Annotated in this window: 19 protein-coding genes; 14 read left to right on the forward strand and 5 right to left on the reverse strand. The window is 70.9% G+C overall.

Annotated features, from left to right (window positions below; genetic code table 11):
* Positions 1 to 3: 3 nt before the first annotated feature.
* From P1V51_04195 to P1V51_04205, 3 genes are all read right to left on the reverse strand, one after another.
* On the reverse strand, positions 4 to 648 hold the full coding sequence (locus tag P1V51_04195) for a hypothetical protein (GenBank protein MDF1562218.1): 645 nt from the start codon (positions 646 to 648) through the stop codon (positions 4 to 6).
* The gene (locus tag P1V51_04200; protein ID MDF1562219.1) at positions 645 to 1,421 is read right to left on the reverse strand and encodes a tetratricopeptide repeat protein; all 777 of its coding nucleotides are present in this window, start codon (positions 1,419 to 1,421) and stop codon (positions 645 to 647) included. Before P1V51_04200 ends, P1V51_04195 begins: the two co-directional genes overlap by 4 nt.
* Before the next feature lie 114 nt (positions 1,422 to 1,535).
* Complete coding sequence (locus P1V51_04205; protein MDF1562220.1) at positions 1,536 to 2,366, reverse strand: symmetrical bis(5'-nucleosyl)-tetraphosphatase; 831 nt, start codon at positions 2,364 to 2,366, stop codon at positions 1,536 to 1,538.
* Positions 2,367 to 2,516: 150 nt separating this feature from the next.
* On the opposite strand from P1V51_04205, the gene P1V51_04210 reads away from it, so the two are divergent.
* From P1V51_04210 to P1V51_04255, 10 genes are all read left to right on the forward strand, one after another.
* Positions 2,517 to 3,041, forward strand: coding sequence for a MerR family transcriptional regulator (locus tag P1V51_04210; GenBank protein ID MDF1562221.1), 525 nt, complete (start codon positions 2,517 to 2,519; stop codon positions 3,039 to 3,041).
* Positions 3,042 to 3,143: 102 nt separating this feature from the next.
* Positions 3,144 to 3,623, forward strand: coding sequence for a sigma factor-like helix-turn-helix DNA-binding protein (locus P1V51_04215; GenBank protein ID MDF1562222.1), 480 nt, complete (start codon positions 3,144 to 3,146; stop codon positions 3,621 to 3,623).
* A 122-nt stretch (positions 3,624 to 3,745) separates the two neighbouring features.
* Complete coding sequence (gene purH, locus P1V51_04220; protein MDF1562223.1) at positions 3,746 to 5,326, forward strand: bifunctional phosphoribosylaminoimidazolecarboxamide formyltransferase/IMP cyclohydrolase; 1,581 nt, start codon at positions 3,746 to 3,748, stop codon at positions 5,324 to 5,326.
* Between the two features lie 75 nt (positions 5,327 to 5,401).
* On the forward strand, positions 5,402 to 7,999 hold the full coding sequence (locus tag P1V51_04225; protein ID MDF1562224.1) for a tetratricopeptide repeat protein: 2,598 nt from the start codon (positions 5,402 to 5,404) through the stop codon (positions 7,997 to 7,999).
* A gap of 64 nt (positions 8,000 to 8,063) precedes the next feature.
* Positions 8,064 to 9,347, forward strand: coding sequence for a phosphoribosylamine--glycine ligase (gene purD / locus P1V51_04230; protein MDF1562225.1), 1,284 nt, complete (start codon positions 8,064 to 8,066; stop codon positions 9,345 to 9,347).
* A complete protein-coding gene (gene purE / locus P1V51_04235; protein ID MDF1562226.1) occupies positions 9,344 to 9,826 on the forward strand; it encodes a 5-(carboxyamino)imidazole ribonucleotide mutase in 483 nt (160 codons plus the stop codon). The genes purD and purE overlap by 4 nt, the downstream gene beginning before the upstream one ends.
* Positions 9,823 to 10,644 carry a hypothetical protein gene (locus P1V51_04240; GenBank protein MDF1562227.1) on the forward strand — a complete coding sequence of 274 codons (822 nt, stop codon included), beginning with the start codon at positions 9,823 to 9,825 and terminating at the stop codon, positions 10,642 to 10,644. Before purE ends, P1V51_04240 begins: the two co-directional genes overlap by 4 nt.
* Positions 10,645 to 10,735: 91 nt before the next feature.
* The gene (locus tag P1V51_04245; GenBank protein MDF1562228.1) at positions 10,736 to 11,623 is read left to right on the forward strand and encodes a glycosyltransferase family A protein; all 888 of its coding nucleotides are present in this window, start codon (positions 10,736 to 10,738) and stop codon (positions 11,621 to 11,623) included.
* Entirely contained in the window at positions 11,620 to 12,081 is a 462-nt protein-coding gene (locus tag P1V51_04250) for a UDP-N-acetylglucosamine--LPS N-acetylglucosamine transferase (GenBank protein ID MDF1562229.1), read from the forward strand. The genes P1V51_04245 and P1V51_04250 overlap by 4 nt, the downstream gene beginning before the upstream one ends.
* On the forward strand, positions 12,078 to 12,569 hold the full coding sequence (locus P1V51_04255) for a glycosyltransferase (GenBank protein MDF1562230.1): 492 nt from the start codon (positions 12,078 to 12,080) through the stop codon (positions 12,567 to 12,569). Before P1V51_04250 ends, P1V51_04255 begins: the two co-directional genes overlap by 4 nt.
* Before the next feature lie 8 nt (positions 12,570 to 12,577).
* Here P1V51_04255 and P1V51_04260 read toward each other — a convergent pair whose 3' ends face one another.
* Positions 12,578 to 13,240: a class I SAM-dependent methyltransferase gene (locus P1V51_04260; protein ID MDF1562231.1), complete on the reverse strand. Its 663-nt coding sequence runs from the start codon at positions 13,238 to 13,240 to the stop codon at positions 12,578 to 12,580.
* A 76-nt stretch (positions 13,241 to 13,316) separates the two neighbouring features.
* Between P1V51_04260 and P1V51_04265 the strand changes: the two genes are divergently transcribed.
* From P1V51_04265 to P1V51_04275, 3 genes are all read left to right on the forward strand, one after another.
* Positions 13,317 to 16,529 (forward strand): O-antigen ligase family protein, encoded by a 3,213-nt coding sequence (locus P1V51_04265; protein ID MDF1562232.1) that lies wholly within the window; start codon positions 13,317 to 13,319, stop codon positions 16,527 to 16,529.
* Positions 16,530 to 16,602: 73 nt separating this feature from the next.
* Entirely contained in the window at positions 16,603 to 17,397 is a 795-nt protein-coding gene (locus P1V51_04270) for a hypothetical protein (protein ID MDF1562233.1), read from the forward strand.
* Positions 17,394 to 18,863: an O-antigen ligase family protein gene (locus P1V51_04275; GenBank protein MDF1562234.1), complete on the forward strand. Its 1,470-nt coding sequence runs from the start codon at positions 17,394 to 17,396 to the stop codon at positions 18,861 to 18,863. The genes P1V51_04270 and P1V51_04275 overlap by 4 nt, the downstream gene beginning before the upstream one ends.
* Here the strand turns inward: P1V51_04275 and P1V51_04280 are convergent.
* A complete protein-coding gene (locus tag P1V51_04280) occupies positions 18,860 to 20,299 on the reverse strand; it encodes an oligosaccharide flippase family protein (GenBank protein MDF1562235.1) in 1,440 nt (479 codons plus the stop codon). The two genes, P1V51_04275 and P1V51_04280, sit on opposite strands and share 4 nt — an antisense overlap.
* A 212-nt stretch (positions 20,300 to 20,511) precedes the next feature.
* On the opposite strand from P1V51_04280, the gene P1V51_04285 reads away from it, so the two are divergent.
* Positions 20,512 to 21,954, forward strand: coding sequence for a sugar transferase (locus tag P1V51_04285; GenBank protein ID MDF1562236.1), 1,443 nt, complete (start codon positions 20,512 to 20,514; stop codon positions 21,952 to 21,954).
* The last annotated feature ends 22 nt before the right edge of the window (positions 21,955 to 21,976 follow it).

Genomic DNA, 21,976 nt, shown 5'->3' on the forward strand with positions numbered 1-21,976 from the left:
AGGTCAGCGGGCGAGGAGGAGGGCCAGCCCGGCGCCGACCCCCACCGCGGCCAGGAGGGCCAGGATCCCCCCGACCAGCTTCCAGGGGAACTCGCTGCGGGGGGCGGGCTCCTCGCGGGGCGGGAGCGCGGCGACCTCCTGCGACACCTCGAAGAGGCGGCGGAGCTCGGCCCGCATCTCGGGCTCGAGGGCCTTCACCTCGGTGGCCGGCGTGCCGTGCTCGATGAGGTAGGCGTTGGCCAGCCGCCGCAGGCTCTGGGTGTAGTAGTCGGGATCGGGGGCGACCCGCAGGATGCGGCTGGCCTGGAGCAGGATGAGGGGGTCGACCTCCTTCTTGGAGTCGCCGTAGCTCACCTGCTGGGAGGCCGGCGCGGAGGGGCTGTCGAAGAGGTTCACCACGCCGGTGGAGAGGCCGTCGCGCTCGTCCCAGGAGACCGCCTTGCCCAGGAAGACCAGCTCTTGCCGGGCGAGCTGCCGGTCGGGGCCCACGAAGGAGAAGAGGTCGGTCTTCATCGGGCCGTGGTGCCAGATGGTGCGGAAGCCCCGCTCGTCGGGGGACTCGTCGGCGCTCTTGACCCTCCGCAGCCCCTTGCCGATCTGCTCGAGGAGCTCGGCCTTGGGCAGGACGATGTGGGGGTCGGTCTTCATCCGCCCCCCTCCAGCAGCGCCCGGAACTCGGGGCGGTCCCGCAGGGACTCGAAGGCGGGGTCGTCCAGGAACTCCAGGGGGAGCTCGCGCTCCCCCGGATCCCGGTAGGCGCGCTGCAGGGAGAGGAGGGCGGCCTCCGTGTTCCCCTCCAGGGCGGCGAGGAGGGCGTCGATCAGGGCCAGGTCCGGGCCCGCCCCGCCGACCTCCTCGGCCCGGCGCAGGGCGTCCCGGGCGGGGCTCTGCAGGCGCTGGGTCGCGTAGGCCCGGGCCAGGTCCAGCCAGAGCTCCGGGGCCTCGGGCTCGAGCTCGAGGGCGCGCCGCAGCAGGCCGATGGCCTCCTTGACCTCGTCCTGCTCGATCATCAGAGCCGCGAGCTCCTGCAGCGCCTCGATGTCGTCGGGATCCCGGGAGAGGGTCTCCTCGAGGTGGTGGCGGGCCAGGTGGTGGCGGCCGAGGTCGGCGTGGAGCAGCCCCAGGGTGAGGTGGGCGTCGGGCGCCAGGTCCTCGTCCTGAGCCGCGGCCTCCAGGGACTCGATGGCCAGCTGCGGACCGAAGTGGTGGAGGAGGTTGCCCAGGTTCAGGCGCAGCGCCGGGTCGTCGGGGGAGCGCAGGTGGGCCTCGAGCTGGGCGTGGAGGGCGCCGGGGAGGTCCTGGATCTCGGCGAGGGACGCGGCCAGGGCGTCCCAGCTCTCCACCCGGTCCGGGTCGAGCTCCACCGCCTCCCGGAAGCACTTGGCGGCCTCCTGGCTCCACCCGCGGCTGGACAGACGCATCCCGCGGGCGTGCGCCGATCTCGCCCGGCGCGGGCCGCTCTCACCCTCGTTAGACATGGCTCCTGGCTCGGTCCTACCTCGACGGTAGCACGCGGGATCCGGGGCGCCTCTTTTTTACCCGGACGCGTTCAGGGCCGGCCGCCGCGCCTGGAAGACCACCTCGTCCTCCAGCCGGATGGCGCAGAGGGTGCCTCCCCAGACGCAGCCTCCGTCGAGGGACCAGAGCTCGGGGCGCAGGCGCAGGCCGAGGGAGGCCCAGTGCCCGTGCGCCAGGGGGGCGCTCGCGCTGGCCCTTCCTCTGGCCGCGTACCAGGGGGTGAGGTCGGGGGGGGCGTCCTCCGGGGCCTCGGTGCAGCCGGGGGCGAGGGCTCCCCGGCGGTCGAGGTAGCGCAGGGCCACGAAGGCGTCGAGGGCCAGGCGGTCGCGCGCGTCCTCGCCGAGGCTGGCCGCCTCCCGCCAGGGCGGGGTGGGGCGCTCGCCCTCCCCCCGGGGACCCACCAGCGCCTCGAGCTCACCCCCGCGCAGGCGGGCCCCGAGGCGCGCGGCCAGGGCGCCGGCCTCCTCGAGGCTCCACTCGGGGAGCAGGCCGGCGTGGATCAGGGTCCGGCCGTCGAGGTGGAGCAGGAGGGGGCGCCGCCGCAGCCAGGCGAGGTAGTCCTCCGCCTCGGGCGCGGCGAGGAGCGCGCCGAAGGTGTCGCTGTTCTTGGCGCGCCGCAGCCCCGCCGCGGTGGAGAGGAGGTGGAGGTCATGGTTGCCCAGGACCGCCTCGACCCGGTCGGCGTGAGCGAGGACGAAGCGGGCAGCCTCGAGATCCTGGCCCCCGCGGTTGAGCAGATCACCGGTGAAGATCAGGCGATCCCGCGCGGGATCCCAGCCGATCTGCTCGAGGAGCGCCTCGAGGGCGTCGTAGCAGCCCTGCAGGTCACCGATGAGGAAGGAGGCCATACCTACCTACACCTACATCTGGGGCGCAAAAAAAGAGGAAAAGCGACCGGGGGGCGCTTGACTCGATGATATTCAATAGCGTACATTGCCGATACGACACTCGATGTAGCTAACTCAATAGATGATATTCACTGGATTCAAGATCACTCGATGAGCATGAACCTCCTCACGCCGGACGAGATCCGGGAGATCGAGTCGGCCTTCGCCGATGGCATCTCTTCGAAGGAGGTCATCGATATCTTCCTCTCCCGTGAGGTCCGCCTCTCCGAGGCGACCTTCCGACGCTACGTGCAGCTGGGCCTCCTGCCCGGCTGCCTGCGGAGGGTGGGACAGAAGGGAAAGCACAAGGGATCGCGCGGTGTCTACCCGGTCACGGTGGTGCGCCGGGTGAACCTGCTCAAGAAGATGATGAGCGAGGGCATGACCCTCGAGGAGATCCAGGACTCCTTCGTGGCCTTCCGGAACGACCTCGACGCCTTGCAGGAGGCGATCGACACCGTCTTCCGGGAGTTCTCCTCGAAGCTGGAGGCGCGCGACCTGCTCCCCGAGCGGCGCAAGACCCTCCACCAGGAGTTCAGGGAGACCCGGCGCACGGCGACGGCCCTGGTGCGCCGGCTGGAGCGGATCGGCTCGGCCATCGCGGCCTCACCCACCTCGATGGAAGCGAGCCCCTAGAGATTTCGAATCGTGGCGAAGGCAGCGCGCCGTATGCAGGCGGGGACGGCGCGCTCGGATGATGACGGTAGCGGCCCCGCAAAGGCCTTGAGGAGAGAAGAGATGAACGGGACCGGCGAGGAACGAGATCCCATCGACGAGGAGAGCATCCTGGGCGAGCGGCAGGGCCGGAAGGGCCGGCGGCGCTCGAGGACGATGTCGCGCAAGGAGATTGCGCGGGACATGCGGCGCGAACGTGCCAGAGGCCTCGATCCCGAGCTCCTCGAGATCATGAGCAACGCGGAGGACATGCGGCCGCGCTCGCGCTCGGATTGCCTCGAGGCCGAGCGGCCCTGCATGTGGGTCTCGTGCAAGTACCACCTCTGGCTCGACGTGAACCCGGAGACGGGCTCGATCAAGCTCAACTTCCCGGACGTCGAGATCTGGGAGATGGAGGAGACCTGCGCCCTGGATGTCGCCGACAAGGGGGGGATCACCCTCGAGGAGGTCGGGGAGATCATGAACCTGACCCGCGAACGGATCCGCCAGGTGGAGATGTGCGGCCTGGAGAAGATCCGCGAGGCGACGGATCCGGACGACTAGCCTGATCCCGGGCGGTTGAGCCGCCCGGCTGGCCCCACCGGTGGGAGGGCCGGGCCAGGGTCCGCCGCCCCTGGACGTTCGAGGTTTGACCATCGCTGCCGGCACGGCTACCTGTGCCGCTCATGGCCAACCGTCGAGCGCTCCTCTCGCTGAGTGACAAGTCCGGCCTCGCAGCCTTCGCCCGTCGTCTCGCGGAGCTGGACTTCGAGCTCGTCTCCACCGGCGGCACCGCCGGTCTCCTCGAGTCCGAGGGCATCCCCGTCACGCGGGTGTCCGAGGTCACCGGCGCGCCGGAGATCCTGGGCGGCAGGGTGAAGACCCTCCACCCGACGATCCACGGCGGCATCCTGGGCCGGCCCGACCTCGACTCGGATCGCGCCGACATGGAGGCGAACGGCATCGCGCCCTTCGAGCTCGTCGCCGTGAACCTCTACCCCTTCCGCGAGACCATCGCGAAGGAGGGGGTCACCCTCGCCGAGGCCATCGAGAAGATCGACATCGGCGGCCCGACGATGGTCCGGGCGGCCGCGAAGAACCATGCCCACCTCCTGGTGGTCGTGGACCCCGCCGACTACGACCGGGTCGCCGAGGCCCTGGCGAGCGGCGAGGCCAGCCGGGAGCTGCGCTACGAGCTGGCGGCGAAGGCCTTCGCCCACACCGCCGCCTACGACGCCGCCATCTGCAACTACCTCACCGCGCGGGAGGGCCCCGAGGCGGAGAGCCAGCGCTTCCCCGCGACCCTCGCGGAGACCTGGGAGAAGGTGCAGGACCTGCGCTACGGCGAGAACCCGCACCAGTCCGCGGCCTTCTACGCCCGGCCCGGCGTCGCCGGCGAGCCGGTGGTGGCGGCCGCCGAGCAGCTCCACGGCAAGGCGCTCTCCTACAACAACCTCCTCGACGCCGACGCCGCCCTGGAGGTGGTCAAGGAGTTCGAGGAGCCCTGCGCGGTGGTGGTGAAGCACCTCAACCCCTGCGGCGTGGCCATCGGCCCGGACCAGGACTTCTCGAAGACCTACCTCGACGCCAGGGCCTGCGATCCCATCAGCGCCTTCGGCGGGGTGGTGGCCCTCAACCGCGAGGTGGACGCGGCCACCGCCGAGGCCCTCGCCGAGACCTTCCTCGAGATCATCATCGCGCCGGCCTTCTCCGAGGAGGCCCGGGCGCGCCTGAGCCGGAAGAAGGACCTTCGCCTCCTGGCCCTCCCGGGCCTGGCGGGCGGGAGCTTCCCCCGCGGCGGCACCGAGCTGCGGGCGGTGGGCGGCGGCGTGCTCGTGCAGGACCGCAACGTGCGCACCTTCGATCCGGCGAAGGGCGCCCTGGGCTTCGAGGTGGTCACCGAGCGGGCGCCGACCGAGTCGGAGATCGTGGCCCTGCGCTTCGCCTGGCGCTGCTGCAAGCATGTGAAGAGCAACGCCATCGTCTACGCCTCCGACCGGCAGCTGGTCGGGGTGGGGGCCGGGCAGATGAGCCGGCTGGACAGCGCGAAGATCGCGGCCTCGCGGGCGGCCCTCTCCCTCGAGGGCTGCGTCGCCGCCTCCGACGCCTTCTTCCCCTTCCGGGACGGCCTCGACACCTGCGCCGAGGCGGGCGCCACCGCGGTGATCCAGCCCGGCGGCTCCAAGAAGGATCAGGAGGTCATCGACGCCGCCAACGAGCGGGGCCTGGCCATGGTCTTCACCGGGACCCGGCACTTCCGGCACTGAACCGGCCAGAAACGGGTTCGACGGGCTCGTTGCCCTTTTCGGGTGTCCAGGACCGCTCTGGGATAGAGTGGCGCCGTGCGCGTCGATTGCTTCCAATGTGGTGCGGCCTACATGATCCCCGACCAGGCGGTCGGGCCGGGTGGGGCGCGGGTCGAGTGTCCGAAGTGCGGTCATCAGGAGACCGTCCGACCGGGTGGGGCAGCTCCGGGCGCCCCCGCCGCGGCCCCGCCGGCCGCCGGACCGGCGTCGGCGGCGAGCACGGCCCCGGAGGACATCTTCGACTTCGGCGGTGGCGCTCCTGCTTCGCCCGCGGCGGAGCCCGGAGGGGCGCTGTCCTTCGAGGGCGACGACGACCCCTTCGCCTCCCTCGATCTGGGCGGGACGCCCGCCGCGCCGGCGCCCGCTCCGGCTCCGGCCGCGCCGCCCCCTGACGCCGGCCTGGCCCTGGGGGCCGTGGCCCTCAAGAGCGCTCGCCCCGACGAGCTGGCCGCGAACACCCCGAAGGGCTACCGGATCAAGAAGCACGACGGCTCGATCTGGGGCCCCTACGAGTTCGAAGAGCTCAAGGAGATGGCCGCCACCGGCTCGCTGGCGCCGGGCGATCAGATCGCCAAGGACGCCGACGAGTTCCGGCTCATCTCGCAGTACCCGGAGTGCGCGCCGCTGCTGCAGACCGCCGCCTCCAACTTCAAGGTCCGCACGGCCGCGGCCTCCTTCCAGCAGCCGAAGCGCCAGATCCCCTGGGTCATCATCGGTGTCCTGGGGCTCATCGCCCTCGGCGTCGCCGGGGTGATGGTGCAGGCCTACAGCCCCGGCGCCCTCGGCGGGGTGGGGCGGCTCTTCGAGCCCGTGGCCAAGTTCATCGTCGAGCGGCCGCCGCCGCTCCCGCCGAACCCGGTGGAGGACGATCTGGCGAACTTCCGGCTCGAGGTCGTGGACGCCGGCGGCGGCGCGACCCAGAACCTGGACGCCGCGCGCAAGCACATGGCCGTCGACACCCTCACCGGCTACGGTGAGGCCGACGCCGACCTGAAGCGGGCCCTCCTCGCGCAGCCCGACAGCGTCGAGGCGCTCTCCCGGCTGGTCCTCAATACGGCCTACCTCTCGCACTGGCATCCGGACGCGGCCAAGCTCACCCGCCTGGTGGCCTACGCCCGCTTCCTCGAGGCGGCCGCGCCGCAGGAGCCCATCGCGCTGATGGCCCGGGCCTCGGCCCTCCTGATGGAGGGGCCGGGCTCGGCGCCTCAGGCCCGCCGCCTGGCGGATCAGGCCTCGAGCCTGCAGCCCGAGAGCGTGGAGGCGAAGCTGCTGGCCGCCCGCGCGACCAACCTCATCGATCACACCCGGGCCGTGGCGCTGCTCCAGGAGCTCTCGGAGCACGCCGACAAGTTCCCCCGGATCGAGACCGAGCTCGGGCTGGTCTGCGAGGAGTCCGGCGACTTCCAGTGCGCCGAGAAGGCCTTCCGGGCCCGGCTGAAGCGCACCCCCGGCCACGAGGAGGCCGCGGGATCCCTGGCCCGCCTCTACCTCGGGGTGGGCGAGCACGCGAAGGCGCGGGAGGTCTACGAGGCCATCCTCGCCGAGGACACCGACCGGGTGGACCTCGAGCTGCGCCTGGCCGTGATGCGGTACCAGGTCGAGGGAGACGTCCGCCGCGCGACCCGCGAGCTGGACCTCATCCTGAAGAAGCGCATGGACTTCGCCGACGCGAAGACCACCCTGCTGGTGAAGACCCACCGGGCGACCCTCCACCGCCTCGCGGGGCAGTACGCCAAGGCGAGCGAGCTCCTCTCCGAGGTCATCGCCGAGTCCCAGTACGACGGCCCGGCGAACTACCAGGCCGCCCTCATCGCCCTGGAGAAGGGTGAGGTGGCCGTGGCCGCGGACCACCTCGCCTCGGCCTCGGGCGCGATCCCCGACCGGGCGAGCCTCAACACCCTCAAGGCCCTGGTCGCCAACGCGCGAAAGGATCACGAGGACGCCCTCACGCTCGCCCGGCGCGCCGCCGACGAGAGCCCGGGCGATCTCGGGCGGGCCCTGCTGGCCACCGCGATGCTGGCGCCGGCGGGCAAGCCTCGCCAGGCCTTCACCCGGATCACCGGGCTGCTCTCGATCGACCCCATCGAGGCCTCCGGGCCGGGCGACATCACCAACTTCTACGACGAGCGCCTGCTCTACGCGGCGGTGCAGGAGGGCTTCGAGGCCCTCATCGAGCGGGAGCCGCTGCAGGGGCTCTCCCACGCCGGGATGGGCATCTCCCTCTACCTCTCGGGCGACCGCAAGACGGCGAAGAAGGCCCTCGAGAAGGCCATCGAGCTCGACGAGCAGAACCTCCCCGCCCACGTCTACCTGGGCATGCTGGCCTGGGACGCCGGCGACTTCGCGGGCGCCCAGAAGGCCTTCCTCCGGGCCCGGGCCTCGGATCGGCTCTCGCCGATGCCGCTCTACCTCCTCGGGCGGACCGAGGAGATGCGCAAGCGTCCCGGCGAGGCGCGCAAGCACTACGCCGCCGCGAAGCGGATCGACCCCACCTTCCACTCGGTGAAGATCCGCGAGGCGATCCTCGATCACGGCGACGGGAAGAAGGAGGAGGCGGTGAGGGCGCTGCGGGAGGTGATGATCACCAACCCCAGCTCCTGGTCGGCGCGCTCGGCGCTCTACCACCTGCAATAGGGCCAGATCCCGCCTCTTTCGAGGCTCGCTTTGCCCAGGGCATCGGCCCTGGTAGAAGCCGCCCATGCGAATCCTGGTGGTTGGCCAAGGGGGTCGGGAGCACGCCCTTTCGTGGCGCCTCTCCCGGCCGGAAGAGGACGACGCCGAGCGGGTGGTGATCTGCGCGCCGGGGAGCGCCGGGATCGCCCAGGACGTGGAGGTCGTCCCGGTGCCGGTGGACGACCTCGCGGGCCTCGAGGCCCTGGCCCTCGAGCGGGAGATCGACCTGGTGGTCATCGGCCCGGAGCAGCCCCTGGCGGACGGCCTCGCCGACCGCCTGCGCGCGCGCGGCCTCGCGGTCCTCGGCCCCGACGCCGCCGCGGCCCGGCTGGAGTCGAGCAAGGCCTTCGCCAAGGAGATCATGGACGAGGCCGGGGTGCCCACGGCCGCCTGGGCCGCCTTCGACGACGCGGCCGAGGCGAAGGCCTTCGCCGCCCGCTTCGAGGGCAGGGTCGCGGTGAAGGCCGACGGCCTCGCCGCGGGCAAGGGCGTCATCCTGGCCCACGACCTCGCCGAGGCCGGGGCCGCGGTCGACGCCCTGATGCTCGAGGGTCAGGTGGGTGAGGCCGGTGAGCGGGTGGTGGTCGAGGAATTGCTGATCGGCGAGGAGAAGAGCGCCATCGCCCTCTGCGACGGCAGCCGGGTGCTGATGCTGGCCGCCTCCGAGGATCACAAGGCGGTGCACGAGGGCGACACCGGCCCGAACACCGGCGGCATGGGGGCCTTCTCCCCGGTCGAGGGCCTCGACGCCGAGGGGCTGGAGCGAGTGCGCCTCGAGGTGATGCAGCCGATGCTGGAGGTGCTGGCCCGGCGCGGCGCCCCCTTCCGCGGCGTGCTCTACGCGGGCCTGATGCTCACGGCGGACGGCCCGAAGGTGCTCGAGTTCAACGTGCGCTTCGGCGACCCCGAGACCCAGCCCCTGATGCGCCGGGTGAAGGGGCCCCTGGCTCCGGCCTTCCTGGCCGCGGCGCAGGGTGATCTCTCGGGGATCGAGCTCGCCTGGCGGGAGGAGACCGCCTGCTGCGTGGTCCTCTGCAGCGAGGGCTACCCGGGCAGCTACCCCAAGGGGCGGGCCATCACCGGCCTCGAGGGCGTGCCCGAGGACGTGAAGGTCTTCCACGCCGGCACCCGCTCCGAGGAGGGGGTCTGGCAGACCGCCGGGGGCCGGGTCCTCGGCGTCACCGCCCTCGGGGCGACGATCCGCGAGGCGCGCCGGCGCGCCTATTCCGCCATCGAGGGCGTGGCCTTCGTGGGTATGCACTTTCGCCGGGACATCGGCGACCGCAAGGGAGAGGAGAGCGAGTCATGAGCGCGCAGGTCCTGCTGCTGATGGGTTCGAAGAACGACTGGAAGGTCGTGAAGAAGGCCCGGGACGTCCTGGAAGAGCTCGGGGTCGAGGCCGAGGCCCACGTCTCCTCCGCCCACCGCTCGCCCGCTCGGACCCTGGAGCTCATCGCCGCCGCCGAGGCGGGGGGGGCCAAGGTCATCATCTGCGCCGCGGGCCTGGCCGCGCACCTGGCCGGGGTGACGGCGGCCCACACCCTCCTGCCGGTGGTCGCCATCCCCATCGGCGGCGGCAGCCTCGGAGGCCTCGACGCGCTCCTCTCCACCGTGCAGATGCCCCCGGGCATCCCCGTGGCCACCGTGGGCATCGATCGCGGGAAGAACGCCGGCCTCCTCGCCGCGCAGATCATCGCGCTCTCGGACGAGGGGCTGCGCGGCCGGCTCCAGGCCTTCCGGAAGGCGCAGACCGAGGCCGTGGCCGGCGACGACGGCGAGCTGGTGTGAGGGGAGCGCCCCCCGGCAGCTCCGGGCCGACGTCGACGGGCACCTCGCGCCTTCTCCTCTCCGGCGGCCTGGCCACCGGCTGGTTCGGGTTGCAGGTCCTCGCGGGACGGTCGCTGGACGAGCGCGGGTTCGGGCTCTTCACCCTGGCGACCACCGCCGCGGCCCTCGCCCTGGCCCTCGTCGCCCGAAGCCCGCGAGGGTGGCCCGGGAGCGACCCTCGCGCGCTCCCGGAGGCCCGGACCGGACACCGGGCGGTGGAGGCCGCGCGAGCGCTCACGCTGCGCCTCGACCGGCTCTTGATCCCCTTCTTCGTGGATCTGCCCATGCTGGGCTTCTATGCCGCGGCGGCGAACTTTCTCTTCGTCTTCGACCTGCTGGGGGTGGGGCAGGCGGAATACCAGCGGTCGCGTCCCGGCCGGACCGGCGAGGCCGCCTTCGCCCGGGCCTGGTTGGCGCCCCTGGGGCTGGTGGGCCTGGGATTGGCGGTCCTGGTCGGGGTCGTCCCCGCCGCGCTCCATCTCTTCTTCTCGGGGCGCTTCGACGCCTCGGCCGGGCTGCTGCTCCCCCTGGCCGCCGTGGCCTCGCTCCGGATGCTGCAGGCGGTCCCGGGGGGCCTGCTCGCCGCTCGGCCGAAGGAGGAGAGACGGGGGTGGCTCCTGCACTTCGAGGGGGCGATGGTCGTGCTCCAGCTGGCGCTGCTCTTCCTCCTCCTGCCCATGATCGGCTTGATGGGAGCGGTCCTCGCCAACGGCGTGATCGCCGCGCTCCGGCTGGCAACCTACAGCTCGATCGCGCGGCGGGTGGAGGCCGGGAGGTGAGCATCTCCATTGACCGGCCTGGACGCGCGAAGTACCAACGTCGCGCGACGGCCGACGGGTCGGCGCCTCATCTGTGCCGCCGCGGAAGGTCATGAGCATCCAACACGTCGTCGTCACGCCGGTACACAACGAGCAGGATCACTTGCCGGCGCTGCTGCGCTCGATGGCAGCCCAGACGCTCCCCCCCACCGAGTGGATCCTGGTCGATGACCACTCCACGGACGGTACCCGGGAGCTCATCGAGGCGTTCTGCCTGGAGCACCCCTGGGCGCGGCGGATCGAGGGGGACGTCACCGTGGACCGCGAGCTGGGTGGGAAGGTCGCCCGGCTCTTCCTCCAGGGGCTCTCCCGGGCCCGGACCGACTGGGAGTTCCTCTCCAAGATCGACGCGGACCTCACGCTGCCCGACGACTACTTCGAGCGCGTCTTCCAGCTCTTCGCGGATCGAGAGCGTCTCGGGATCGCCGGCGGCGGCTGCTACGAGTACCGGAACGGCAAGAAGTGGTACGAGGCCGTCCCCCCGGATCACACGCGAGGGGCGCTGAAGACCTACCGGCGGGCGTGCTGGGACGAGTGGGGCGGCGTACGGCCGGTGAACGGCTGGGACGGGATCGACGGCTTCCTGGCTCAGATGAACGGGTGGCAGACCCGCAGCTTCCCGGAGATCGAGGTCATCCACCACCGGCCCTCGGGCTCGGCGCGGGGGGTGATCCGCGGCCGCTTCCGGGCCGGTGAGTTCGCCCACTTCATGGGCTACCACCCGCTCTTCCTCGCCGCTCGCTGCCTGCGGCGGGCCGCCGATCGGCCCGCGGTCCTCGGGAGCCTGGCGCTGGGCGCGGGCTTCGTCTGGTCCCATCTCAGAGACCGGCCGGTCTTCGAAGAGCGCGAGGTGGTCGAATACCTGCGCGAGCGCCAGCTGCGGCGACTCGGCCTCGGCGTGCTCCTCGATCGGGCCTCGAGGCGACCGGGGAAGGAATGAGCCGCGGGCGGCCCGAGACGGTGCTGCTGGTCGCATCCCACGGAGGCCACTGGGCGCAGCTGCGCCGGCTCGACCGGGCCTTCGAGGGGATGCGTTGCGTCTATCTCTCCACCGAGCAGGGGCTCGAGGCCGAGGTCGCGCCAGCGCAGCTCCACGTGGTGATGGACGCGAACCTGCAGACCCGGGGCAAGCTGCTCGTGATGGCGGCGCAGGTGCTCCGGGTCATGGTGAGGATCCGTCCCACGCTCGTCGTCTCCACCGGCGCGGCTCCGGGTTTCTTCGCGCTGCTCTACGGCAAGGCGATGGGCGCCCGCACCATCTGGGTGGACAGCGTCGCGAACGCCGAGCGCCTGTCGGTCTCGGGAGCGAAGGTCCGCCCCTTCGCCGACCTCTGGCTCACCCAGTGGCCGCACCTCGCCCGGCCGGAGGGGCCGCGCTACGAGGGGAGCGTGCTTTGATCTTCGTCACCGTCGGGACGCAGCTCCCCTTCGATCGCCTCGTGCGCGCGGTGGACGCCTGGGCAGGGGAGCACCCGGGGCAGGAGGTCGTGATCCAGACGGCGTCCGGGGGCAGGCCGCCGGAGCATTGCCAGGCCCACGAGACGCTGGCGCCGGAGGCCTGGCGAGCGCTCTTCGATCGGGCGGATCTGGTGGTCGCCCACGCTGGCATCGGGACCATCCTCTCCTGCCGGGAGGCCGGGAGGCGCCTGATCGTCGTCCCCCGGGAGGCCGCGCGGGGGGAGCACCGGAACGATCATCAGCTGGCCACCGTCGCCTCCCTCGGCGACCTGCCGGGCATCCGGGTGATCACGGAGGTCGAGGACCTCCCCGAGGCCATCGAGGTGGCGCTCTCCGAGCCGGCGACCGGACACTCCCGGGAGAGCGCCGAGCTGGAGAGGCTCGTCGGTTGCCTCCGGCGCTTCGCGCTCGGCGAACGGGACGCGTGAGACCTGGCCTAGCGGCGGCCGTAGACGAAGAAGTGGGCGCGGGTGCCCGTCTCGACGTCGTTCGCGTAGGGAATCGGGTTCTCGATCCGCTCGATCAGTGACCACTCCGGGGCGTGGGTCTCCACCCAGGGGGTGAAGCGCCGGTAGCGGACGTGGTCGTTCCCGAAGTCAGGCTTGTCGACGTCGCTCGAGAAGACGATGACGTGGCGGAGGGCGGCCGCGAAGAGGGTCCGCAGGTGCGCCTCGAAGACCTCGTCCTCCACCAGATGGTAGATGACGTCGAGGGAGAGCACGAGCTCGGCCTGCTCGCCCTGGTAGTCGGAGAGGAGGGCGAAGGACTTGCTCGGGTCGCTCGAGAAGATCTCCCGGCAACGCTCCACGGCCGTCAGGCTGACGTCGAAGCCACGGTAGGTGGGGTACTCGGCCAGGCGAAGCTGGTTTCCGTCGCCGCAGCCGAACTCCATCACCGACTGGACCTGGTGCTCGGCGACGAAGGCGTTGAGGACCCCGGCCTTGAAGCGAGCGAACTCGCCGTAGGAGCCCGCTCCGGAGGTCCCCTCCGACGCATAGCGCTGCTCCCAGTACCGGGCGCTGCCGCGGAAGCGGTGAAGCGCTGCGAGCCTGCGCTTCAGCGCACGAAGGAGCGGTCCGACGACCGGAGTCTTGCTCAACAGCGCTTTCACGGTGGGGATGTGTATACCAACACGCATTCCTTGCGAATGCAGAAGTCAGGGTATGTTTGCGCCCGTGAACGACGCGCCGAACGCCCGCTGGATACACCATCTGATCGCCGGGACGGTCGTGGCCTACGGCGCCTTCGTGCCGATGAGCATCGCCGGCGTGCAGGTGAGTTTCCTGCTGGCGCTGGGGGCGCTGGCGGCGCTGGGGTTCAGGGAGACCCGCCCCCGGCTCACGCCCACTCCCTTCGACGGCGCGGTCCTGCTCTTCGTCGTCGTGGTGAGCGTCTCGGGGCTCACCAGTCACTTCTCGTCGCCGGGTGAGAGGGAGGCTTTCGACGCGTGGAGGTTCCTCGCGCTCTTCACCCTCTATGCGGGCCTGGCCTGGAAGCCCCGGCTCGCATCCTGGATGCTGCTGGCCTGCTTCGGGGTGGGGATCCTCGTCTCGGTCTACGGCATCCTCCAGCACTACACGGGGATCGACATCTCGCGCTCGGCGGTCAACGCGGTGCAGCGTCGGTCGGACGTACTGGCGACACGCTTCCGGCCCAGCGGGACCTTCCGGATCCCGTCGACCCTGGCCTTCGTCCTGTCCATCCTGATCCCGATCGCCATCGCCTTCGCGCTGGAGTGGGCGAGTCGGTTGAGGGACCGGCTGCTCATCCTGGCCGGGACGGTGCCGGCGCTCGTCGTCCTGGGCCACACCCAGGTTCGCGCCGCCTGGATGGGGCTCGGCGCGGGCCTGGTGATCATGGCGGCCCGCCGCTCTCCGGTGACCTTCCTGTCGATGGTCGGGGCGCTGGTGGTGCTCAGCGTCGGGCTCGTGACCTTCTCGCCGGCGGTGGGGAAGAAGGCCGAGGTCATGTTCGACCTGAAGTACGACGCCAACGCCGATCGGATCTTCTTCTGGGCGCGCTCGCTGGAGATGGCAGGGGACGCCCCGGCGCTGGGCATCGGCTACGGCCACTTCACGCCCGCCACGGACTGGTACTACGACCGCCTCGACATGGAGCAGCCCGTGCGCTGCCACGCGCACAACAACTTTCTCCATCTGTGGGCCGTCGCGGGCCCCCTCGGGCTGGCCGCCTTCCTCTGGATCTTCACCATCTTCTTCGGGGTCACCTCGGCGACCTATGGAAAGGCCAGGGGCCCGGTGGGTCATCGCTTCGCTGCCGCGTGCGCTCTCGGCAGCATGGGGGGCGTGTTCGCGTTCCTCGTCGCAGGGCTGACCCAGGATCCCTTCTTCAGCGCGGAGACCTTCTACGCCCTCACCCTCGCGCTCTCCCTGGGCACCGTGGCGGCCCGCTGGGTGGGAGAGGAGGAGGTGCTCTCCCGGCTCCGGGCTCGCTGGCTCGATGGCCTCCTCCCTGGCCTCGCCGGCCTCGTCATCGCGAGTAGCCAGGGGGTCTGGGAGGCAGATCTGGGGATGTCGGGGATCGTCCTCGGTCGGGGCGCGGTTCCGCGCATGGCTGCCCTGGGCCTCGGGCTCGCCGCGGTGGTGGTGGCCTCCCTGGACCGGGGGCATCGCCAGCGGGTGCTTCGCGACCCCTTCTCGCAGGCGGTCGTCCTCGCGCTGGTCTTCGTGAACCTGACCTACCTGGTCACGATTCACGGGCTCCTGCCTTCCCTGGGGACGGGAACCTTCACCGGACCCTGGGCCCCGGCGGGGGCCACGGCGGCGCTCGCGGCCGCCCTCGCGATCAGGATCGTCGCGCTGCTCCGCCCCTCCGCGCCTCGCCTGTGGGTCCTCGTAGGGTCCACCGTGGGCGTGGCCCTGTTGACCCTGGGCGTGCCGGAGCTCGTTCACGGACCCTCGGAGGATGGGACGGCGGCGCCGGCGGTGCTCACCCGGGAGACGCCGGTGCGCCCGGATCGCAGGGCCTACGTGGGGAGGTTGGAGGTCGGAGGTCAGGACTGCCTGGCCTCCGTCATCTCCAGCGGTGCGGTCTTGACCCACCGCGTCTGCGCGGAGCGCTTGCCGGCCCGGCTGACGCTGGCGGGAGGGGGAGAGCAGCGCTGCACCGGGATCGCGGATCTCCACAGCCAGACGGGAGCGGTGACCGTGACCTGCCGGGACCCCGGCCAGGCGCGGGACCTGCTCGACACCACCGGCGGTCCGCTCTCCTTGCAGCTCGGGGACGCAGGCGCGGCGAGCCTGGTGGCGCTCCAGCCCGGAGGGGAGACGCCCTGCCGGGTCCTCGCCGGGAGCCCGCGGCGCCTTCGTTGTGACGCCCCGGTCGCGCCGGGGGCTCCTCTCCTCGACGAGGACTCGCGGATCGTCGGTGTGGTCGGGGAGGGGGCGGAGATCCTGGAGCCGGTCGGACCGCTGCTGTCCAGAGACTTCGATCGGGACGGGGTTCCCGATGGCGCGGACAACTGCCCCCGGGTCGCCAACCCGCGGCAGAGTGACTCGGACCGCGACTGGATTGGCGACGCCTGCGAGCCCCTGACCCACGCGGCGGGGCTGGGGGATGGGCGGGTGGTGGCCGCCAACGCGGTGGGAGAGGTCTCTCTCTACCGACCGGAGGGCGGGCGACTGCGGCCGCTGGGAGCGCCGCTGATCCGTGACCTGAGCGCGCGATGGTCGGGAGTGGCGGTCATCGAAGAGGGGATCGTGGTCGCGTCCAATCGAGATGGAGACTGGCGGCTGGTCTCCCTCGCGGGCTCGGTCGAGGCGGTCCTGGACTTCCCCGACGGCTCTCGCTGGATCGATCTCGTCGGCGCGAGAGGCCCGGCCGGCGTCGCGCTCGTCGGGGCTCGGAACCGGGATCGGCGGCTCGTGGTGGTGGAGCCCGCACCGGGTTCCCTGAAGCTGGTCTCGGAGCGAGCCGACCCGGGGCGCGGCCCCTTCCGTGCGATCGCCAGCGGAGACCTCACCGGTGATGGACTGGACGAGATCGTGGTCTGTCGAGGTGGTGACCAATATCCGGCGGTGATGGAGGTCTACGGTCTGGACGAGGCCTCGAACCTGGTCGAGCTGGCTGGGGCGCGCTTCCCCGCAGAGCGCGTGCGGCCGGAGGACGACTTCGACCGGGATTGGTGGCGTCGTCAGCTGGGAGGGCGTCCCCCCGAGCTGGACGAGGCCCTAGAGCTGATGCCGTCCGATGCAGGGACGATCATCGTTCACTGGAACCGGGAGGGGGCGGTCCGGGCCTGGGCGTTCCAGGGAGGAGACCTGGTCCGGATCCCGGTGCCAGCGGAGCGTCGTGGCGTGCCCCGTCCGGCCTGGTCCGTGGAGGGGCCAGCCGCTTCCTACCGGTATCGAGTGGACGATCCGGGCTAGGTAGCGGCGCGTTGACAGGCCTGGGGTCCACCGCTACACCGGCCACATGATCGATGGACACCAGGGGGATGCGATGCCCGCAGGCGACGACCTGCTGGCAGAACTCATTTCCACGACCTGGACCTGGCGCTGGAAGGTGCTGGGCCTCTGCGTGCTGACCGGTCTGGTGGCCAGCGGTACCAGCCTGCTTCGCGCCAACCCCTCGACGGTGCAGATCCAGATCGCGATCGGGACCGTCCCCACGGGGGAGCAGATCGAGACCGCCCGGGTGGTCTCGACCCGCGCGACCTCGCGCACCTACGTCGAGCGCCTCCTGAGCGAGCAGGGCGAGGACCCGGTTTCCCTGCCCGAGACCATGGTCCTCAAGGCCACCGCTGGCCCCGAGGGCAAGATGGTGGCCCTGACGGTCGAGAGCGAGGATCCGGTGCTGGCGACCCGCGTCGCCCAGGTCACGGCCCAGGCGATCGTCGGCGAGCACGCGAGGATGCTCGAGGGCTTCATCGCGGCCCGGCAGCGACAGATCGCCGAGAACAAGGAGCTGCTCGCCCAGCTGGAGAAGGCGATCACGGCCCCCCAGGGGACCTCGACGGGCGGTCAGGCGCCCTCGAAGCGGTCGGAGGAAGAGGGGACGGCCTGGGCGGCGGCGGTCGGCCTGATCAAGCACATCTCGAAGCTCGAGGACGAGAACCAGGAGCCCCACGCCCGGGCCAGCACCGTCATCTTCGGGCCGGACGTGCAGGCGAGGGGAATCCAGAAGCGGGCGATCGTCTCGGGGGTATTCGGGTTCGGTGCGGGGTTCCTCTTCTTCGCCTTCCTGGTCCTCGCGCGCCTGGCGGCGGCGCCCTATCTGAAGCAACCCGGGGAATGACCGCCGCGGCAAAGGGGACGGCGGGCCAGGCGGATCTCCGTCCCTGGCTGGGCGCATTCTTGCTCCTGATCGCCCTCGAGGTCCTCCTGGCTCCCTTCGCCTCGCCGATGGGGATCGCCGCGGTCCTGTGGCTCTGCACCGCGGCGTTGATCGTCGAGCGCCGGTTCGGGCTGTGGACCCTGCTCACGATGCTGGCCTGCCTCTCGCTGCCCCAGGCGCTGGCGGCCTACGTCACGCGGGTGCCCTTCGGGATCTTCGTGGCGGATCTCGCGGTCATTCCGCTGCTGGCCGCCGCCGTGGTCCGGGTGCTGCGCACCCGGGTGATCCCACCCTACCTGCTGCACTTCGTGGCCATCGTCGCGGCCGGGGTGGCGCTGACCGCGTACGGAGTCCTGGGCGACAACGCCTTCTTCGACGCCGTCGGGGTGTTCCGCCGCATCTGCGTCTATCCGCTGGTGTTCCTGGCAGCCGTGGTGCTCCTGCAGACCACCGCTCCATCGCTCGTCACCCTGGAGAGGATGGTGCTGGCAGCGGCGGGCGTGATCGGCCTCATCGTCGCGTGGCGCCTCGTCACCGGGCAGGGCTACGCCCACGAGTACATGGAGGGGCTGGGGGTTCCCGACCGCTACCTCTCTCATCTGGAGTCCGTCGGCCTGATCTTCGCGATGATCCTCGGCCTGGGTCACGTGGCCACCGACCGCCAGTACAAGGGTCGTTGGTTGGTCTTCGTTGGCCTGGGTCTCGTCTGCCTGGTGGCCTCGAACTATCGCACCGTCTGGCTTGCGTTCGTGATCGCGGCGACGGTCTGGGCCTGGACGAGTGATCAGAGTTCCGGCCGCCTGATGGTCATCGGGTTCATCGCCCTGGGGCTGGCCATCGGGATCGCGACTCTCGTCGTCTGGCAGGTCGACCCCACGAGCCTGGCCGTCGAGCGCTTCTCGGTGGACAACCTGAGGAGAGGGATGAACTGGCGGTGGGGGTCCTGGACTCGAGCGGTGGAGGTGTTTCTCGAGTCACCGATCTTCGGCACCGGATTCGGCTACCGGCACGAGTTCGAATATGTGACCGGACGCAACTTCGACGTGGTCCACATGTCCCGGGGACACACCATCCACAACGATCTCCTCTGGCTGCTGGTGAACGGCGGAGTCGTCGGTACCGGCCTCGTGCTGACCCTCCACCTGCGGTGGTGGGGCCGGTGCCTCCGGGCTCTCTCGGGGTTCAACAGGCAGACGCCGGAGGCCCGCTTCATCTCCGCTGCCCTGGCCACGCACGTCGCGGCCATCATGCTCTCGATGTTCCAGCCCTTCTTCTCCTCGCCGGCGCCGGTCGTGGCCATTCACCTGATCATGGGCATCGCGCTCGTCCTGGCGATTCGTCTCGAGCGGCAAGCCCAGAGGGTCTCGCTGCCGCAGGACCGAGTGGTTCCCACGACACGATCGATCGCTGGAGCTCGGACGGCCTAGGCCGCGTCCCGCCGGAGCAGTCGCAGCGCGCGGGCACGCTCCTCCTTCGTCGCGAAGAGCGGCGAAGCGAGGGCTGCCGCGAGGACGACCAGCCCCGCCCCTCCCAGCACCCTCCGCTGGAGGGCGCTCTCTCCGAGGAGCCAGAGGGCCAGGGCTCCGGCGAGAGCAGCGAGGAGGAAGAGGACGCCGAGCCGCCCCCACTGGGGTGTGGCCAGCGACCGGCCCCGGAGCCAGACGATCGAGAGCAGGCCCCCGCTGCCGGTGGCGATGGCGCTGGCGGCCGCGGCGCCCAGCGCGCCCATGCTCGGGATCAGCGCGGCGTTGAGCACCACGTTCATCGAGGCGGCCAGCAATGCGATGACGGCGATCCGGAGGGAGCTGGTCGTCGTCTGGATCAGGGTCCCCGCCCAGTAGTACACGGCCAGGCCGGGCCAGGTGAGGCAGAGGACGGGCACCAGGGTGTGCACACCGAGATAGCGGTCTCCGCCGAGCACCGCGACGATGTCCGGGGAGAGGACCACGACGGTGAAGCTGGCGAGGAGGAGCAGCGCGCCGAGCCAGCTCACGGCGTTGCCGGCGATCGCCGGCAGGGCCGCACGCTGATTCGCGTGCATCCGGTAGGCGCGCGGCGGCCAGGCGAGCTGGAAGGGCGCCACGATGGAGAAGCCGATCAGGCTCGAGGTGCGCACCGCGACGGCATAGCGGGCGACCTCCTCGAGACCGACGAGGTGCGCCAGGAAGTAGCGGTCCGAGGCCTGGACCACCATCCAGCAGAGCGCGGCGGGCACGAAGGGCACGCCGAAGCGGAGGAGCTGGCCGAGGAGCTTGCGGTCCGGATGGAATCCCGTGCGGCGGATCACGATCACCAGGGCCAGGGTGGCGCCGGCGGCGAAGACGCCGAAGCGGGCGCCGAAGATGCCCGGCAGCCCCTGGCCCCCGAAGACCAGGGCCAGCGCCCCGAGTCCGAAGACCACGGTCGTGCCTGCCAGGAAGGACGCGTAGACCCAGACCTGCCCGCGGGCCCGGAAGACCTGGAGGCCGATCTCCAGGATGGCCTCCATCGCGGCCGCCGCCAGGACGAGCACGACCACGGTTCCGAGGGCCGCGTCGCCCACCAGGGCGAAGGAGATGAGGGGGGCGAAGGCGATCCCCACCCCGACCAGGATCGTCCCCAGGACGGTGGGGACCAGGAGGGCGGAGGAGACCAGGTGGCTGACGCCGGTCGTCTCCCGGTCCCGGAGCTCGTAGAAGCGCAGGACTGCCTGGCGCATGCCCAGGGCGAGGGCGATCAGCGTGAGCTGGCGGGTGACCTGGAGGGTCTCCAGGGCCCCGAACTCCACCGGATCGAGGAGCCGGGTGTAGGCGGGGGTCAGGGCGAGGGAGACGCCCCGGGTCACCGCGACGGCCGCCGCGTAGACCACCATTTCCCGCGCCATGCCCATGGCGGGCACCCATACCAGAGGGTCAAGCCCTGGTACACGACTTGCTCTGCACCAACGTCGAACCTTGACATGATGTGTCAAAACGCTAGAAGCACAGCCACGGCGCCGTTGAGCGGGATCCAGGGGGGTTCCTGGTGGACGGGGTGGGCGTTCAGGGACTGAACACACCCTGACGCCGATGTCGTGGAGACCGAGGTAGGTACGAGATGAGCGACACCCACAAGTACAGCTTCAAAGTCCTCCTGCTCCTCGCAGATCTGGCGGCCTTCGGTGGCGCCCTCCTGGGCGGGATGTGGCTGCGCTACTACCACCATCTGTGGGTCTTCGAGGCCGCGCCGGCCCCCTGGGCCGAGGTCCTCCAGGTCCTGCCCTACGCCCTCGTGATCTACGCCGTCGTGCTGCGCTTCAGCGGCCTCTACCACCTGCACCGCAGCGCCCTCGACGAGGTCCTGGGTCTCCTGCGGGCGATCATCGTGAGCTTCGCCATCATCCTGGCGGTCACCTTCTTCTACCGGACCTTCTCCTACAGCCGGGCCGTCGTGCTCCTGATGCTGCCCCTGACCTTCGTGGGGACGCTGCTCCTGCGGACCCTGGTGCGCTTCTTCTGGCACCAGGTGCTCCAGCTGGATCCGGTCCAGGGCTCGGCGCTGCTCGTCGGCTCCGGCCCGGTGGCGGAGCACCTGGTCGAGCAGTACCGCGGCCGCCGGCAGGACTTCGTGGTCCAGGGGGTGGTGCAGGTCGATGCCGAGGAGCCCATCGAAGCGATCAAGGGTGTGCCGGTCGTGGGGGCCCTCGAGGACCTCGACGCGCTGCTCGCCAGCGGCACCTATCAGGTCGTGCTCGTCGCGGACGCTCGCCTGGATCGCGAGCAACACCTCGAGATCGCCGAGCACTGCCTGCGGCACACGGTGCAGTACCACGTGGTGCCCGACATCTTCGAGCTGATGCTCGATCGGCTTCAGGTCAACACGGTCGGCGGGCTGCCCCTGATGGGGCTCAAGGCCAGCAACCTGACCGGCACCAACGCCCTCATCAAGCGGGTCTTCGATCTGGTGGCCGTCTCGGTCCTCCTGGCGGCGGCCACTCCGGTGATGCTCATCACCGCGATCGTGATCAAGCTCTCCTCGAAGGGCCCGATCTTCTTCGTCCAGGAGCGGGTCGGGCTCAACGGCCGCACGTTCAAGCTGCTGAAGTTCAGGTCGATGCACGTCGCGAGCGACGATCACGTGCGGGAGTACGCCCAGCAGTGGATCACGAAGGGCGCCGCGAACGCCGAGAGCGACGACGGCGAGGAGAAGGTCTTCAAGGTGAAGAACGATCCTCGGATCTTCCGCTTCGGCGCCTTCATCCGGAAGTACTCCATCGACGAGCTGCCCCAGTTCATCAACGTGCTGCGGGGAGACATGAGCCTCATCGGCCCCCGCCCCCCGGTCCCCTACGAGGTCGAGGTCTACCGAGACTGGCATCGCCGCCGTTTCGAGGCCCACCCCGGAATCACGGGCCTCTGGCAGGTCTCGGGGCGCAACCACCTCTCCTTCGACCAGATGGTGAAGCTCGACATCGAGTACATCGAGAACTGGTCTCTGGGGCTCGATCTCAAGATCGTGCTCAAGACCGTTCGAGTGGTGGTGGCCGGAAGCGGCTATTGACCTGGACCGGCCTGCGCGGCAG

Source organism: Deltaproteobacteria bacterium (assembly GCA_029210625.1).
Lineage (GTDB): Bacteria > Myxococcota > Myxococcia > SLRQ01 > SLRQ01 > JARGFU01.

Excerpts from the sequence above, each read along its gene's own strand:
- P1V51_04285 (MDF1562236.1), top strand. The coding sequence starts at position 20,512 with ATGAGCGACACCCACAAGTACAGCTTCAAAGTCCTCCTGCTCCTCGCA.
- P1V51_04210 (MDF1562221.1), top strand. The coding sequence starts at position 2,517 with ATGAGCATGAACCTCCTCACGCCGGACGAGATCCGGGAGATCGAGTCG.
- purH (MDF1562223.1), top strand. The coding sequence starts at position 3,746 with ATGGCCAACCGTCGAGCGCTCCTCTCGCTGAGTGACAAGTCCGGCCTC.
- P1V51_04195 (MDF1562218.1), bottom strand. The coding sequence starts at position 648 with ATGAAGACCGACCCCCACATCGTCCTGCCCAAGGCCGAGCTCCTCGAG.
- P1V51_04245 (MDF1562228.1), top strand. The coding sequence starts at position 10,736 with ATGAGCATCCAACACGTCGTCGTCACGCCGGTACACAACGAGCAGGAT.
- P1V51_04250 (MDF1562229.1), top strand. The coding sequence starts at position 11,620 with ATGAGCCGCGGGCGGCCCGAGACGGTGCTGCTGGTCGCATCCCACGGA.
- P1V51_04275 (MDF1562234.1), top strand. The coding sequence starts at position 17,394 with ATGACCGCCGCGGCAAAGGGGACGGCGGGCCAGGCGGATCTCCGTCCC.
- P1V51_04215 (MDF1562222.1), top strand. The coding sequence starts at position 3,144 with ATGAACGGGACCGGCGAGGAACGAGATCCCATCGACGAGGAGAGCATC.
- P1V51_04200 (MDF1562219.1), bottom strand. The coding sequence starts at position 1,421 with ATGCGTCTGTCCAGCCGCGGGTGGAGCCAGGAGGCCGCCAAGTGCTTC.
- purE (MDF1562226.1), top strand. The coding sequence starts at position 9,344 with ATGAGCGCGCAGGTCCTGCTGCTGATGGGTTCGAAGAACGACTGGAAG.
- purD (MDF1562225.1), top strand. The coding sequence starts at position 8,064 with ATGCGAATCCTGGTGGTTGGCCAAGGGGGTCGGGAGCACGCCCTTTCG.
- P1V51_04270 (MDF1562233.1), top strand. The coding sequence starts at position 16,603 with ATGCCCGCAGGCGACGACCTGCTGGCAGAACTCATTTCCACGACCTGG.
- P1V51_04205 (MDF1562220.1), bottom strand. The coding sequence starts at position 2,366 with ATGGCCTCCTTCCTCATCGGTGACCTGCAGGGCTGCTACGACGCCCTC.
- P1V51_04280 (MDF1562235.1), bottom strand. The coding sequence starts at position 20,299 with ATGGCGCGGGAAATGGTGGTCTACGCGGCGGCCGTCGCGGTGACCCGG.